At 39.4% G+C, this 14909-nt stretch carries 16 protein-coding genes and 2 riboswitches; of the genes, 4 read left to right on the forward strand and 12 right to left on the reverse strand.

What is annotated here, in order from left to right; all coding sequences use genetic code 11:
- Window positions 1-9 precede the first annotated feature (9 nt).
- From ACN6MY_RS13380 to ACN6MY_RS13400, 5 genes are all read right to left on the reverse strand, one after another.
- Window positions 10-1290: an SLC13 family permease gene (locus tag ACN6MY_RS13380; protein ID WP_419880635.1), complete on the reverse strand. Its 1281-nt coding sequence runs from the start codon at window positions 1288-1290 to the stop codon at window positions 10-12.
- 298 nt (window positions 1291-1588) lie between these two features.
- Window positions 1589-1747 carry a DUF378 domain-containing protein gene (locus tag ACN6MY_RS13385; protein WP_419880636.1) on the reverse strand — a complete coding sequence of 53 codons (159 nt, stop codon included), beginning with the start codon at window positions 1745-1747 and terminating at the stop codon, window positions 1589-1591.
- 108 nt (window positions 1748-1855) lie between these two features.
- Entirely contained in the window at window positions 1856-2158 is a 303-nt protein-coding gene (locus tag ACN6MY_RS13390) for a DUF3243 family protein (protein WP_419880637.1), read from the reverse strand.
- Between the two features lie 295 nt (window positions 2159-2453).
- Window positions 2454-3299, reverse strand: a complete 846-nt coding sequence (locus ACN6MY_RS13395; RefSeq protein WP_419880638.1) for a hypothetical protein — start codon at window positions 3297-3299, stop codon at window positions 2454-2456.
- 49 nt (window positions 3300-3348) lie between these two features.
- Entirely contained in the window at window positions 3349-4176 is an 828-nt protein-coding gene (locus ACN6MY_RS13400; protein ID WP_419880639.1) for a GNAT family N-acetyltransferase, read from the reverse strand.
- Between the two features lie 685 nt (window positions 4177-4861).
- Between ACN6MY_RS13400 and ACN6MY_RS13405 the strand changes: the two genes are divergently transcribed.
- Together ACN6MY_RS13405 and ACN6MY_RS13410 are read left to right on the forward strand one after the other, a co-directional pair.
- Window positions 4862-4984 (forward strand): YjcZ family sporulation protein, encoded by a 123-nt coding sequence (locus ACN6MY_RS13405; protein ID WP_419880437.1) that lies wholly within the window; start codon window positions 4862-4864, stop codon window positions 4982-4984.
- Between the two features lie 809 nt (window positions 4985-5793).
- Window positions 5794-5904 (forward strand): YjcZ family sporulation protein, encoded by a 111-nt coding sequence (locus ACN6MY_RS13410; protein WP_419880640.1) that lies wholly within the window; start codon window positions 5794-5796, stop codon window positions 5902-5904.
- 146 nt (window positions 5905-6050) lie between these two features.
- On the opposite strand, the gene ACN6MY_RS13415 is transcribed toward ACN6MY_RS13410, so the two are convergent.
- From ACN6MY_RS13415 to ACN6MY_RS13425, 3 genes are all read right to left on the reverse strand, one after another.
- Window positions 6051-6251 (reverse strand): small, acid-soluble spore protein, alpha/beta type, encoded by a 201-nt coding sequence (locus tag ACN6MY_RS13415; RefSeq protein WP_419880641.1) that lies wholly within the window; start codon window positions 6249-6251, stop codon window positions 6051-6053.
- Between the two features lie 156 nt (window positions 6252-6407).
- On the reverse strand, window positions 6408-7946 hold the full coding sequence (locus ACN6MY_RS13420; protein WP_419880642.1) for a glycosyl hydrolase family 28-related protein: 1539 nt from the start codon (window positions 7944-7946) through the stop codon (window positions 6408-6410).
- A 263-nt stretch (window positions 7947-8209) separates the two neighbouring features.
- Entirely contained in the window at window positions 8210-9403 is a 1194-nt protein-coding gene (locus ACN6MY_RS13425) for a NupC/NupG family nucleoside CNT transporter (protein ID WP_419880643.1), read from the reverse strand.
- Between the two features lie 157 nt (window positions 9404-9560).
- Window positions 9561-9663, reverse strand: a riboswitch (purine riboswitch).
- Between the two features lie 212 nt (window positions 9664-9875).
- Here ACN6MY_RS13425 and ACN6MY_RS13430 point away from each other — a divergent pair.
- Window positions 9876-10643 carry an SDR family oxidoreductase gene (locus tag ACN6MY_RS13430; RefSeq protein WP_419880644.1) on the forward strand — a complete coding sequence of 256 codons (768 nt, stop codon included), beginning with the start codon at window positions 9876-9878 and terminating at the stop codon, window positions 10641-10643.
- Between the two features lie 49 nt (window positions 10644-10692).
- Here ACN6MY_RS13430 and ACN6MY_RS13435 read toward each other — a convergent pair whose 3' ends face one another.
- From ACN6MY_RS13435 to ACN6MY_RS13445, 3 genes are all read right to left on the reverse strand, one after another.
- Complete coding sequence (locus ACN6MY_RS13435) at window positions 10693-11007, reverse strand: DMT family transporter (RefSeq protein ID WP_419880645.1); 315 nt, start codon at window positions 11005-11007, stop codon at window positions 10693-10695.
- Window positions 11007-11348 (reverse strand): DMT family transporter, encoded by a 342-nt coding sequence (locus ACN6MY_RS13440; protein WP_419880646.1) that lies wholly within the window; start codon window positions 11346-11348, stop codon window positions 11007-11009. Before ACN6MY_RS13440 ends, ACN6MY_RS13435 begins: the two co-directional genes overlap by 1 nt.
- Window positions 11349-11417: 69 nt before the next feature.
- Window positions 11418-11514, reverse strand: a riboswitch (guanidine-I (ykkC/yxkD leader).
- Window positions 11515-11576: 62 nt separating this feature from the next.
- Window positions 11577-13223, reverse strand: a complete 1647-nt coding sequence (locus tag ACN6MY_RS13445) for an MFS transporter (protein ID WP_419880647.1) — start codon at window positions 13221-13223, stop codon at window positions 11577-11579.
- A gap of 331 nt (window positions 13224-13554) precedes the next feature.
- On the opposite strand from ACN6MY_RS13445, the gene ACN6MY_RS13450 reads away from it, so the two are divergent.
- Complete coding sequence (locus ACN6MY_RS13450; RefSeq protein ID WP_419880648.1) at window positions 13555-13983, forward strand: MarR family winged helix-turn-helix transcriptional regulator; 429 nt, start codon at window positions 13555-13557, stop codon at window positions 13981-13983.
- A 69-nt stretch (window positions 13984-14052) separates the two neighbouring features.
- On the opposite strand, the gene ACN6MY_RS13455 is transcribed toward ACN6MY_RS13450, so the two are convergent.
- Window positions 14053-14895, reverse strand: coding sequence for a deoxyribonuclease IV (locus tag ACN6MY_RS13455; RefSeq protein ID WP_419880649.1), 843 nt, complete (start codon window positions 14893-14895; stop codon window positions 14053-14055).
- Between the last annotated feature and the right edge of the window lie 14 nt (window positions 14896-14909).

Consider the following 14909-nt stretch of genomic DNA (forward strand, 5'->3'; position numbering starts at 1 on the left):
ATTCACCCCTCAGATCAGATATCGTACATATATATATACCATGCTGACTGTAATTGTAACGAGCATGATCGGCAGACCTATGAGCATAAACTTCACAAATGAAATTTTATAGCCTTCCTTTTCTGCAAGCCCTGCTACAATTAAATTGGCACTTGCTCCAATCAGCGTTCCGTTGCCTCCCAGGCATGCACCTAAAGATAAGCTCCACCATAGCGGCTCTAAATTATGAATACCCATTTTTCCCATGGATTCAATCAGAGGAATCATTGTTGCTACAAAAGGAATATTATCAACAAAAGCAGATGCAATGGCGCTCAGCCAGAGTATCAGAATGGAACTTGATGTAACATTGCCGCCGGTTAGGCTGATGGCATAGGCAGAAAGCTTTTCTATTACACCTGTTTCAATAAGTCCGGATACTAATACAAAAAGACCTATGAAAAAGAAAATGGATGGCCACTCAACTTTTGATAGAGATTGTTCCAGATGCTTTTCCCCGGCAATCAGCAGTAGAATAAATGCACCTGCCAAAGCTATCGTGGCAGATTCCACTGTAAGAAGCTGGTGAAGAAAGAATCCAAGAATGGTTAACCCGATAACTGTCAGTGACTTGATCATTAACACTTTATCAGTAATTTCTTCTTTTTCATCCAGATTCATAATGCTACCCCGAATCTCATCTGATACTTTCAAGTCTTTTCGGTAAATCATGATAAGAATGAGCAGAGTAATGATAGTGATAATTAAAATGACAGGTGCCAGATTATAGATGAAATCCATGAAAGAAAGAGATTGAACTGCACTGCCTATCATAATATTCGGAGGGTCTCCTATCATGGTGGCCGTTCCGCCGATATTGGCCATTAAAATTTCAGATAACAGATATGGCATTGGATTTATTTTGAGCTGTTTTGTAATGCTTAAAGTGACTGGAACCATAAGCAGAACAGTAGTAACATTATCAAGGAATGCTGAACCGATTGCAGTCAGCAAAGATAATGAAACCAAAATGGACAATGGCTTGCCTTTCACTTTCTTTGCTGAGAAGATGGCAATGTATTTAAACACACCTGTTTCTGCTGTAATGGAAACAAGAACCATCATGCCAATCAGTAAGCCTAGTGTATTGAAATCGATATGGTGAAGTGCTGTTTCCTGGTTCACTACCCCGAATAAAATGACAGCTGCCCCGCCTATCATGCTGATAATCGTGCGGTGGATTTTTTCGGTAATGATAAATCCGTAAGTAACTAAGAAGATTCCGATTGCTAAAATTGCTTGTTGAGACAAAACTTTCACCCTTTCAAATCATGCTTCCAAAACTATAATAAATATGAAAAAACAGCAAAAAGGAGCCTGCAGTGACAGACTCCCCCAAAACACGCATACTTATTTAATTTAAGAAGCAAAATTTTTAATATACTTATATTACTGCAGAAAATCCTGCAGCAATATAGTTTCTATAAAAATCATACATGATATTAAGATAACTTACAAGCGATGGCCCTGGAAGGATAACAATGAGAAGCCTATCAGCTTTATAATGAGCTGATAGGCTTGCAGTCTTACTATTGTCACTCACTTTTTATTATACATCTCTATTGCTGTAGCGGTTGTTTAATAATGGAATGAACTTTAGTGAATAGATAGCGCAAAATCCAACAATTATATAAACACCCCTGGATATTGCTGCATCCTGTCCCCAAAAGATGGAAGCTACGAGGTCAAATTGGAATAGGCCGACCAAGAGCCAGTTTAGTCCCCCGCCAAAGTTTTCATTATAACCTCCCTTTTTAAGTTATTTGATATACTTCTGTATATTTACATTAATATGGCAGCAAACATTGGTTATTTATTAACCGACTAATTTGACAAGGAAATGGGCGAGTTTATGCTGTTCGTCTTTGTCTCCTGTTTCCAAAGCTCCTGAAGCATTTTTTTCTCCGTTTCTCTGTTCTTCATGTTTCGCCAAATAGTCAGCAATTTTCTCAGCGGTTTTAGCTAATTGCTCTTCATTAAGACCTAATTTTTCTCCCTTTGAAACCTTCTCTCCCAAATAATCCTTGAAGACTTGAAAGCTTGATAAAATATCATCCTTTTTATGATCGTCTATATTCTGGAGCTTGTCTTCTACTTTATCTTCGCTGATGTTGGCCAATTTTTTATGCTTCCTTTTATGTTTATATGTATTAATTAGCACGCTTTAGCTTTCAATAAACGTTTGAATGTGCTCATTACTTTTTTGCATTGAATATATGCTAAAGTACGTCATTCTACTTTATTTTTGGCGTCATCTTTGGAAGCAAATGATACATTTCCCTGTATAAAAAAACAAAAAAGAAAAGCACCTTAGACTAAATAGGCGCTCGCATTGAAACGTTATAACACTTCAGGTTAAAAAACATTGTGATTATACTGGAGCCCGCAAAATTCGAATCTTCCTGGTGCAGCAGTTAGTCGATAAGTAACTGAAGTGCATCATGAAGCGCCGCTGTATGTGAAGACAGATTAAAAGATGAATTGTTAAGGGTCACGCTTTTTATTTTCAGCCGCTGCAGCAGATATTCTTCGAGTTTCTTCCTTTCCTGAAGAACCTGTATGGTGCCTGAGATCCCTGATAAGCCATGGGTTTTTCCATAGCCCTGTTTAGTATAATAATCGATGAAATTCTCATTCCAAGAAAATGGCCTCTCTTTTATAGCTTTTCTGAAAGAAAGGTCAATATCACGCTGTTCCACATATATTATTGCGGGCCGCAGGGGTTCAATAATTTCCGCCAACTCCTGAATATATCGAAGTATTGTTTTTCTGTGTGCATCATGTTTTACCATACAGATAGTTAACGGGTTTTGGATGAAACAGCATTCAAAAACATACACACTATTTTCTCTGAGGGCATTTTCGGTGAAGTTTTTCCACTTGTTCTTCATTAATTCTATATGCAAATCAAGCGGTAGTTCATAAATATCATACTTATAAAGTACAGAAATAAGTTCATCGGGAATGTGAATGGCAGACTCTTTTGTTAACTTTGCATAAGAAATCAAGTACCCGCATTCCAGCTTTTCAGAAAATCTCGCGATCATATGCTGGTAGGGCGTATAAGCTGACGTGAAAGCAGTATATTCCTCAAAGGATAGAAATGCGGTACTCTCATAGTCGGCAGGATGATTAAGATCTCCTTCCAAAAATAATTCTGCTGCTTTGCTGTCTTCCTTCAAAAGCCTGAAAATCGCTTCTGCAGTAGTTGTTTTGCCAGAACCGGGAAGTCCTTCTGTCAATATCAACTTTGTTTGCACAACTCAAGCCCCCTTTTCACACATTATCCAAGGTTAATACTATTAGTAGCTAAAGCAATTCATTAGAGGGAAGAAAGTAAACAGGATAGCTTGGCAGCTGAGTGAAGCCGGCTCTCTTGGCTATGGCTATTGAATCTTTCCGGAAATCCTCGGTTGTCCAATGCGGAATGATGCCCCTTTTTAGGCATATACTGATAAATTCTTTCGCCATTGCTTTTCCCAGTCCTTTGCTGCGGTGTGCAGCTGAAGTATTAATGCCAATTTCATGATCCTGCCGGCTTGCAAACGCCGAAATGCATGTTCCAACTACACTTTGATCCTTAATAGAACAAACACCAATGCCTTGTGAAAAAAAATCAGTTGCTGAAGGCCAAAATTTTGAGATTTCCCGAAAAATCACATGGTCCTTATCTTCCAAAAGCACATCTCTGTTTATAGTTTTAATCTTATATCCATCAGGTATTTCAATTGGTGGCTGCTTCCTGAAAGCAGCTTCATCAAATAAGAAAGGCACTCTTTGGCCGATTCCTATTTTTTTGCTAAAAATCTCCATGACAGCACATTCCCACTGTTCATGAGGATAGGTTTCAAGATTAATCATCTCTTCTCTTATTTCCATTGCCTCGGGTTTGATTTCATTTAAGAAAAGATGTTTTAAATAATTGTTAAAATGCGGTATATTTGCTTCTCCTATCAAGAAAAACATTTCGTTTATAGCCCAAACCAAAGCCGCTTCCGGTTTTCTGAGATCGTCCACATAAATTCTGCCGGGATTGCTGCCTTCCATTACACCTTGTATAACAGGATTTGTTCCAGTGAATTTTAACAATGGTTCTATGGATTTATAGGCAATTTTATTATTGATTTGATAAATCATTAATACCCCTCTTTTCCTTTGATTTAGCTGTAAGCAGCTAAATCACACCAACAGGGAATCAAAATAAGTTCCGGTTAAAGTTTTTCTTTTATGTAGGGTTCTAACATTCTCAATACAAAAGAGTCCTTTTGTAACTATAGCGAACCGACTTTTACTGTGGGTTTCCAGGGTCGGTTAGTCGTCTTGACTTTGCGCCCTTTTTTCATTTTCTGCTAACCTTTTATATGCCGGGGAAAAGTCTTTAGGAGAGCAGGGCGGATGTCAGATTAACGAAAACTTCACCAGATAGCGTCAGTCCTGTTTACTCTCTATGATGTTCCCACCTACTTTCGAAAGCCCTTGCATGTATAATTTTGACGCAGTACAAACGCCACTATTTTTGCATACATATATACTACCTCGTGTTTGTAAGTATGTGCAACTACTCTCCGGAAGGGTAGTCGTTTAATTTTTAAGGCAGATGACCTTGTCCGTTTCGATATTACGGCAAAAGTTAAAGTAAGCCGAAACAATCCATAACGACTCCGATCCAGACATTAACTCCTTTAAAAAGCGCAGCATAACACCTGCGCTTTTTTTGTTGCAAAAATGGACAAAAACCTTATTAAAAGCCCTGTCCGTCGTGATTGCTTGTACATAGGATAAATTGAGCGACACCAAGAATTTACGCAAAGGGGTGGATAATATGGCAGATGGATATGGTGGAGGATATGGTGGAATGGGTAGTGGATTTGCTCTAATCGTAGTATTGTTTATCTTGTTAATCATCATCGGATGTACTTGCATGTTTGGAGGATCCGGCTATTAACCGATAACTGAATCAGTAAAAGCCTATTAATTGCGTTTAATAGGCTTTTTTAATTCACAAAAAAACAAGCCGGAATATATCCGACTTAATCGATGCCACTGTTTTATACGAAACTATTTTTCCTAAAATATGCGTCTTCTACGGAATGAAAAAACGGCAGCTATAAAAAAGAAAGGAAAAAAGCGTCTCCTGAACCCGGTACGAATAAATACTCCCCGTGGTGGGTCAACGGCTTCCATTATCCCACGATGCTCTCTACCATCACGATCCCTCACAATAACCTCGCGGCCCATGTGTCGCATCAAGTCTGGCATATAGTAATCCCCCTCTTATAGAATTGCCGTAATGGACAAACTACGGCTTGTTATATCCTATTGTCGGTTGTTATTAAGTGAAACGGACGTTAGCCCAGCTTGTACGAAAAATTGCGCAAAAGAAAAAAGCCATCCGGGAGCGATAGCTCTCAGGCTGCTTATTACAAAGCTTCACAGGCGTTAATGCATTGTATGCAGAACTCCATTGAGTGCAGCCGGTGACCAATTCGGACAACTACGCATACTATGTAAGTGCCCCAGTTTTCCAAGCCATTGCTCAACTTTGAGTCTTCAGAATCGTTCATAGTTGAACCGAAATACGGAAAAGTAGAGCGGGAAATGCCCGTTCATCTTCAAAAAAGAGCGCAGAAGTTATGTTGCGCTTTTTATGTTGCCAAAATAGGCAAGTACTTTGGTAAAAGCCCTGTCCTCCGTGATTGTTGTGCATAAGATAAATTGGGTGACACCAAGAATTTACGCAAAGGGGTGGATAATATGGCAGATGGATATGGTGGAATGGGTAGCGGATTTGCTCTCATCGTAGTATTGTTTATCTTGTTAATCATCATCGGATGCACTTGCATGTTTGGAGGATCCGGCTATTAATCGATAACTGAATCAGTAAAAGCCTATTAATTGCGTCAAGCCTTTTAATAGGCTTTTTAAATTCACAATACATGAGGTTAAGAGGTGAAAGCACCTGAAGACTGCCTGCTAGTGCAGGCAGTCAATTCCATAATTATTTATTTAGATTAGCGTGTGGAAGAAAATCCAGAAAGCTGCTGCTGAGCAGTCATTACAAGACGTTTTGTAATCTCGCCTCCGACTGATCCATTAGCCCTTGATGTTTGTTCTGCCCCAAGCTGTACTCCAAACTCAGAAGCGATTTCGTATTTCATTTGCTCTAGTGCTTGTTCTGCACCTGAAACTAAAAGCTGATTGCGATTTGGCATAATATTCACCTCCTATTACTGTTATGATTTGCTTTGATGCAACGGGAAATACTCTGCAATAAATGGAAACAGCAGTGTTTTAAGGAATGGCCTGATAACTTTTATTAGGTGATGTTGCCGATTAATTAGCTGTGCAGCCAGAAAAAACTCAGGCCTTCATAATTCTTTTTCATCCTTAGGTTTAATATCATTTATGCTGATATTTTCAATGTCTTTGTCAAAGACAACGGGTTTTGAGCCTTGCCGGTCATAGCATACCTGCCCGATCGTAACATGGTCGGCTTTCTGGGCGCCCCCAAATACCTTGATAGCACTTGAGGCCTTATTAAAGCCTCTGACCGTAATATTGCTGAGCACTACATTACGTGCCCTGTATTGGATAGCGATGACTGGCTGCTGTTTATAATCGTAATCAGGATTGCCGATTAACAAAAAATTATTAACGGCTACATTTTTATATGCGGAAATAACCATGCCTCTTGGACTTGAGTCTTTATATAATTCAGTGAAGACCGGTGCAAGTGACACGATTAAGGTTGCTCTAATATTAAAGGCAGTTTTGGATTCAGGATCCGTTTCTTTATGGTGCCCAATATGCCGGAAATTGTAGGATCTATTATCGTTTAAAGAAAGATGGCCAATAATGGTGACATTTGCAGCCGCCGAAGCATTATGGTGCGCTTTGACTTCTACTCCACCAAAACACCGTGCTGTCGAATTATTCATAAGCCAAACATTTGTTGAACCGTCATCCACTTCAATTCCATTCGAATTGGAAAATCCCTTTTGGTGCGCTCTTCCGCTGGGATCGCACATATGTGAATTCGTTATCAATATGTTATCGCTATGATGGGTTGTGATTCCGTCATCACCGAAACCATAGCCATGAACATGATCAATCCAAATATACCGGCTTCTTCCAGGACTTTTGGTTCCGTCCCCAATATAAGTATATTTTGTTGAAGAAACATCAAAGCAATGTAAGCCAGGATTGACAGCTTTGATGTTTCTTGCCCATCCGTATGTAACATTGGCAAATGTAAGACAGCTTGACCGGTTGTTTCCTGAACTCGTCTTTTTATTAGGAGGAAGCCTCTCTGCATTCCAATTCAATGTCATATTTTCCACAAGTATATTGCGATTTCCTTTGGTGTGATTTTTGTTCGTGATTAGCCTATTGCCCCTTGGTGACCGGTCATGAAGCTTAATGACGGTTTCTCCTTCGCCCTGCCCTGTAAGAATGGTCCAGGAAGGCAATTTTATTCCTTTTGTTATAAAAGTTCCTTTTGGGATGATTACCTTCACTCTCCCTGTGCCAAGTGCCTTCTTAAAAGCCATGGTGCAATCTGTCACTCCATCGCCGACTGCACCATAATCAAGCACATTGACTTCCTTTTTTATCGAAATAAGCAATGTATCATACTCCTTGTCCAATATATTTTTCCATTTAGGAAATAAGCCTTCGTTCATTTCAGTGTCATTTCCCCTGTGGCTAAAACCGGTTAATTTAGCGAGCAGGCCTTTCGCTTTATCCATGAAGGAGAGCTTTGAAATCCTGGTTTCCATGTTTTTGTGTTTGTGAAAAAGCTTATTTGTTTCTTGAACGGCCTTTTCGGCGTTCAATTGAGTGCCAAATAATTCTGATATTAATTCACCATTTTTTCTTGAATCATGATTCTTACCCAGATCAATCATTTCATCAGCCCCTTGAGATTTCTACAGGAATTATTCCCGGTCTGGTGAGATGTAATCATATAAACGGCTAAAACGTATTTTTAAAAGCATTAATCAGTTAATCTTAGTTGCTCAGCAAAAGGCACCCGTCCGCAGGAGGTTCAAGAGGATTCAACAATTTCTAAATATACCATATAGTAACAGAGCAAAAAGGTTAAAGAAATCTTTAAAAAATGCACAGCAAAAACCTTCCCTCTATTTAAGAAGGAAGGCTTAATTGTTTGTTACCAAATAAAAAGACCGACAAGCATAGCACTTAATAAGGACACTGCCATGCCGCTGACAAGCAGCTTCCAGACATTCTTGCCGATAATAGAGGATTTATCTTCACCAAGAATTGAATTGAAAGTGCCATAAATCATTCCGACTGTACTGAAATTGGCAAAAGAAGTTAGAAATGTTGTCGCAGCTGCAATGGTATGAGGCGGCAAATCCTTAATATGCTTTTTCAAGTCCATCATCGCCACAAATTCGTTGGTAGAAATCTTGATGCCCATTAGCTGTGCAACATACATGGCATCATTTTTGTTAAGCCCAAGAAGGAAGGCAAACGGACTGAAAATAATAGAGAAAATCTTCTGGATGGTTAATCCATCGACGAAAAATCCCAATATGCCATTTAAACAGGTTGTAAGAGCTACATATCCAATCACCATGGCCAAAATGACGATAACCATTTTCATACCTACAAGCATGCTATTAGAAATGGTTGAAAAGAAATCCTTTCTCTCCGATTTAGGCGGAATGTACACTATATCTTCTTCCCTGCTCACTTCCTGTGGATTCAGCATGCTTGCAAGCAATAATGCATTGAAACAATTTAATGGAATGGCAGCAAAAACATACTGCGGAGGCACCATGGTCAAATAAGCTCCAATAATGGATCCGGAGATGCTGCTCATGCTCATAATGCCAAAGGTAAGCATTCGGTTCTCTTTTAATACTACCAGCTGCTGGCGGATTACAGCCAGAGCTTCCGTGTTTCCAAGAAACATCATTTGAATGGAAAAAAAACTTTCAAGTTTAGGAAGCCCGGATATTTTTGAAATAACCCACCCGACTTTATTAATAATCCAGCCCATAATTCCAAAGTAAGATAAAATATCAAAAAAAGTGATAATAAAAATAATGGGCATCAAAGCGCTGAAAAAGAAATCTACTGTATCATTTGCCATAATTGATGGAAAAGCGAAAGATATACCTGCATTGGCACAAGAAATAAGCCACGTAAAGAATGAAGCAATATAATTTATGGTTTTTGTCCCTATTTTGGTGTCCAGCATAAACCATGTAATAATCAGTTCGGCAGCTAATAGTATTCCGATTGATTTCCACTTTACGTTTTTCTTATTTGGCGAAAGCAGAAAAACGATGCCGATTACTGTGAAAATTCCCAGCAAGTTTAAGAAAAATAGCATGTCAGCACACTCCTGAAGTAAGTTTTCCATAGAAAAAGCCCTTATATTTTCACCTTTTTGCCGTAAAAATAGACAGAAAGCATGAAAAAATAAGAGCTCCGTCCAGCTTATTCTTCCTGTTAGTGTTAGAAAATAACAGGAAAAAAGAGGAGATGCTTTATTATGCATACTTCCTTGTAGTCCGGCATTTTACGGCTGCCAGGTAGAAACTATCAGACCATTACAACTGATATTATACAAGGATAATTTTTTTGGAATGATTATATATTATTACACACTGTGCAAAACCACAATGGTTTTTATCTTATTCGGAATTTTTAAAGAACTATTCAAATCCATAACACTATTTTGTTAATGCAAGAAAATTGCATAGGATAATTTCTCCCTGTTTGCCTGAGTCTAATTAATGGAATCTGCTGGAATTATCGAGTAATATTCTTAGAATAAATTGTATTATGAGGAGGAAAATAAATTGAAACTATCCGGACATACGGTACTTATAACCGGGGGAGCATCTGGTATTGGGCTGGCATTTGCTGAACGTTTCTTAAAAGCAGGAAGTACAGTTATTATTGCGGGCAGACGGGAAGCAAAATTAAAAGAGGCAAAAAAGAAATTTCCAGCACTTCATACAAGGGTTTGCGATGTTTCTGAAGAAAATCAAAGAATTGAGCTTTTCAACTGGGCAGTAAGCGAGTTTCCAGGTCTTAACGTTCTTGTTAATAATGCAGGTATTCAGCAAAGGGTAAATTTATTGAATTTGCAGCAAGACTGGAATTACTACCGCAATGAAATATCTATTAATGTAGATGCTCCAATCCATCTTAGCATGCTGTTCACCTCTCATTTTGCCAAACATGATCATGCTGCAATTATCAATGTTTCTTCAGGACTTGCCATGACACCGGGTGTCTGGGTGCCTGTATACAGTGCAACCAAAGCCGCCATCCACTCTTTTACGATCTCCTTAAGGCTGCAGCTGGAAAAGACCAATATAGAAGTGGTTGAAATATTCCCTCCTGCAGTCAATACAGATCTTGGTGGTGCAGGATTGCACACTTTTGGTGCCCCGCTCGATGATTTTGCTGACAGCATATTTTCAGATCTTGAAAATGGCATCCGAGAAATCGGTTATGGGGGGTCAAAAGCCCGTTTGCGTGCATCAAGGGATGAACTTGATCAGGGCACAATCCAGGCATGGGAAGGATACTTAGCGCGAAATCCAGATTTCTTTGAATGATTTTAATTATGAAAAGGGGCCTTGTTTTATGGTTCCCCTTTCTATCTTCTTATTCGGTTAACTTTAATCCAATTGCTGCACAAAGAATCATAGCAATAAATATTAGACGTTTCCAATCCTTTGATTCTCCATAAAAGACCATCCCTAAAACCGCTCCGCCAGATGCTCCTATCCCTGTCCAAATGGCGTATGCCGTCCCCATCGGAAGTGACTTCATGCTGTAGGATAAAAAAAGGAAGCTTGCTCCAAACCCTATAATCAAATATACCAGCCAAAGAAAGCTTCTGTTTCTGTGAAATTGATTAATCATCATTACCCCTGCCATTTCGCATATACCAGCGAGAATTAATGCTATCCATGCCATCAGTTCTTCCTCCTTTCTTCAATCTTTTCCGCTGTCACCGCTTTTAATCCAATGATTCCTGTTAATAGAAATAAAATTAACAGCACTTTCGATAAATGAAAGGGTTCGTGAAAAAAGATAATATCTGAAGTGACAGTTCCAGCAGTCCCAAGACCAGTAAAGACAGCATACACAGTTCCTGCAGGAAGGTTTTTTCCGGCCGATACCATTCCGTAAAAGCTTACTAGTATGGCAAATCCAGTTATAATCCAGTCGAAGCCGCTGTCTGCATGTTTTAAGCCAATCACCCAAATGACCTCAAAAAAGGCCGCTATAATTATTTTTATCCAGCTAGCATTCATTTTTACACCTCTTTAATTTAAGAAATTCCTAAAAACGCAAAAAGCCCGGGAGCCTTCTGAATGAACAGAATCTCCCGGGCTTTTATCCCTCCGTGGCACAGCTCGGCTGCGTGTTTTCTCTCGGTCCAGACCAGCAAAATGCTGCGGAACCCTAGAAAACATAGTCATTTTTAGTTCTTTCTATTATACAAAGCATTGCTGCCGTTAGCAAGGGCGGCAAATTCTCCATTATTTATGTTTATCAGGTGTATTAAGCAAAAGCGTTACAGGCGGTTTTTCCTCGGCCGTGACAGGAGCAGCTTTTTGTACAAGTGAACGTCCTTTTCCTGTAGCAACCTTGCCTATAGAAGCAGCTAAAATAATAATGCCCAGTACTAATAAAATCATAAAAGAATCATGATAAGTATCCATAAGGGCACTTTTTTGGGCATTACCGGCGATGACCGCTGTAACCTTGTTTTTGGCATCGGCTGCAGACATTCCTGTACCGGTAAACTTGCGGATCAGATCATTCATTTGAATCAGAAAATCCTGGCTTGCAAAGCTTAGCTGATTTCTTAACTGTTCATAATGAAAGGAATTTCTCATGGCTAAAAACCAGCCTAGTATTGGTGCAGCAATGGCACCTAGCATGTTTCTAGTAAAATGCAATGAAACAGATCTCATAGAGGCCTTATGTATATCCCCGGCAAGCGCTGTTCCAAGTGCACCAGAAACCAGAGCCATTGATATTCCCGCCCCAAGCGTCCCAAATTGCAGGCATAATGTTGTCAGTGAGGCATCTTCATTGACAGTAAGCCACTCGAAACTGACATATATAATAGCGAGCGACCCTATTATCCCCAATATACCCGCTCCCAGCCTATCATAGAAAAATGTGCATATTAGTGCGGATACCACAACACCTAAAAATAGGGAAAGATAGACATGAGATAGTGAAATAAAGGCAGTATCTAAAATATTGCGCAGAAAGCCATTTACTCCTGCCAAGCTCACAATAAAAGCAATATGGGAACCTATCGCCATCAAAAAACCGAAGAATGGTTTTGCTGCAAATAAGGTTCGAAACGGCACTAAAGGATTTTCCAGGTTGGAATCCAGCCAGATGAATAGTATCAGGAAAACCGCAGCAGCTGCAAGAAACGGCCAAACAAGCCCAGATTTAAACCCGAGTTTTTGAAGATTTATCATAGGAACAGACAAACATGCAGCGGTAATAATCAATAGCACTGCCCCTCTTTTATCAAAAGCCCTTTTATCAAGACTTTCCTTGTTGTCACGCGGCAAGAGAAGCATGCCGACAATCAGGCATATAAAAGCGCTAATTACATTAAGCACAAAAAGCCATCTCCATGCGTCTAATCTCAGTGATATGGAGCCGAAATAAGCACCGACTGCAGAAGAACCGAATAGTCCTGCTATTGCCATAAAAAGAAATGTGTTTCTGATCTTGTTGGGAAAGGAACGGAGACTGACGGGCAGGATGGTTAAAAATAACAAACCTGCGCTAAAGCCCTGAATGATCCTCCCTAAATCAAAAAGATCGAGTCCAATCGAAAAGAGGTTTATGACCGATCCGAATAAAAAAACAATGATCAACGTTAAATAGGATTGTTTGAGCCCGAATTTCCTGCTAAATGCCGGGCCAAGCGGTACTCCAATGGCAAACGCCAAATTTGATAAAATAGAGGGATAAAGCATATCGTCCGAACTTGCCATAAAACCATTTTGAATGATTATCTGATTGATGGTAAATGAAAGATTCAAGAAGTATTGCGGGCCAATTGAAAAAATCGTCAAAATGGAAATGACTAAAAATTTAGGAAAGTATAATTCCCTTGATAGTGTTTTGTATGAAAAATGTGTTTCTTCCATTCCTGCTGCCTCCTTGCTTTTTATCATTGACTGACATTAGACATGCCTGATTAATGATATTGCACTTTTTTATATATTTCAAATAGCAACTTGTATTATACAATATAATTATAAAAATATAAATAAAATGGTTCATTCATTATAGATATATACAGTTTTCCTGCCTAAAAGGGATTGAAGCGTAACGAGCAAAGCAGCAGGCAATACTGACAAATTTAAATAAATAGAATGGCTGGCCCCGAATTTTAAAAAAATTTGCATCCATCCCTTTTATGAATGTATGCTAATAGTATTCACTATGCAAAGCTCAATTATTTTCCGGGAGGATATTATGGATCGAATTCTTGATATTATTGAATATGAAATTGCCCTTCTTAACCGGCTCACAAATGCCATCAGCCCAAAACTGGGAAAATTGGACCGTTCCGGCTACATTTTACTTAGCAAAGTCATCAATGGAAATCCTGCGGGAATCAACGAAATTGCTGAAGAGCTAAAATTGAATGTTTCGACAGCAAGCAGGCAGGTTGCAGCACTGGAGGAGAAGGAATATATCTCCCGCACACCCGATCAAAAAAATGGAAGAATCAGTTTAATAACGATAACTGATCTTGGCAGGGAAGTTTTTAATTCCGTTAAAAAAGCACGTACAGATGCTTACGCCGCGATTCTCCACAATTGGCCCAAGAAGGATCTGGAAGAATTGGAGTCTTCGCTTTCCAAGCTCAATTCAGCTTTAGTGCTATGGAACAAACCCTGATTGACAGCAAACTAACAGTTTTAACCATAATTTGGTATCCGTGACCCGTCATCAACATTTACAGGCAGGTTAATGCAGCATCCCCCATTTTTTATTCAGTTGCATAATTTCCTGCTCATACCCATTTTCTGATTTTTTCGGAGTTTCTAAAATGCAAGGAATCTGACGCAACACAGGAGATGAAAGCAATGAATGCATTTGCTCTTCAGTAATGTAACCTCCGGAAAAAATATTGGCATGCCGATCTTTCCCCTGTCCCGCGGGATACAGGGAATTATTCAGATGAATGACTTCTAGTCCGCCAAAATATCCCAGGTCTGTTCCATTAGTAAGAAAAGCCTTGCTATCATCCCCATTCCATATGCCGCTGGCGAAAGCGTGGCAGGTATCCAGACAAAACCCGATTTTATCCGGAAAACTGCTTAACTTCCTCACCTGGACCATCTCTTCAAGAGTCGTTCCAAATGATCCAGGCGGACCTGCATTATTTTCAAGAAGCAGCTTACACTTTCCCTTCCATTTAGCTAAAATTCGATTCAGCATTTCTATGATAAGCTGATAGCCGCTAAGCGGGTCAGTATTGCTCGTCTGGTTTCCGAAGTGTACTACTGCCCCGATGGAACCGCAAGAGTCAGCTATCTCCAGATCATTGAGCAAGGAAGAAATGAGCATTTCCTTCTTTTTTTCCGATGGTGTCAAATTTGTCGGATATGGTGTGTGTGCAACGGATGTGATTTGATGTCCGAAGCAATATTCTCTGCAGCGGCCGGCATCATCCGCATCAAAATTTTTAATGGATAAGCTTCTTGGGTTTTTAGGGAAATACTGAAAAGCTGAAGCCTGAATTGCAAGTGCATGGTTTGCAGCGGCCAGATATCCTTCCCGTATACTTAGATGACATCCAAATTTCATGAAAATCCCTCAGT

The sequence above is a fragment of the Peribacillus sp. B-H-3 genome (genome assembly GCF_048572925.1).
In the GTDB taxonomy this organism is placed as follows: domain Bacteria; phylum Bacillota; class Bacilli; order Bacillales; family DSM-1321; genus Peribacillus.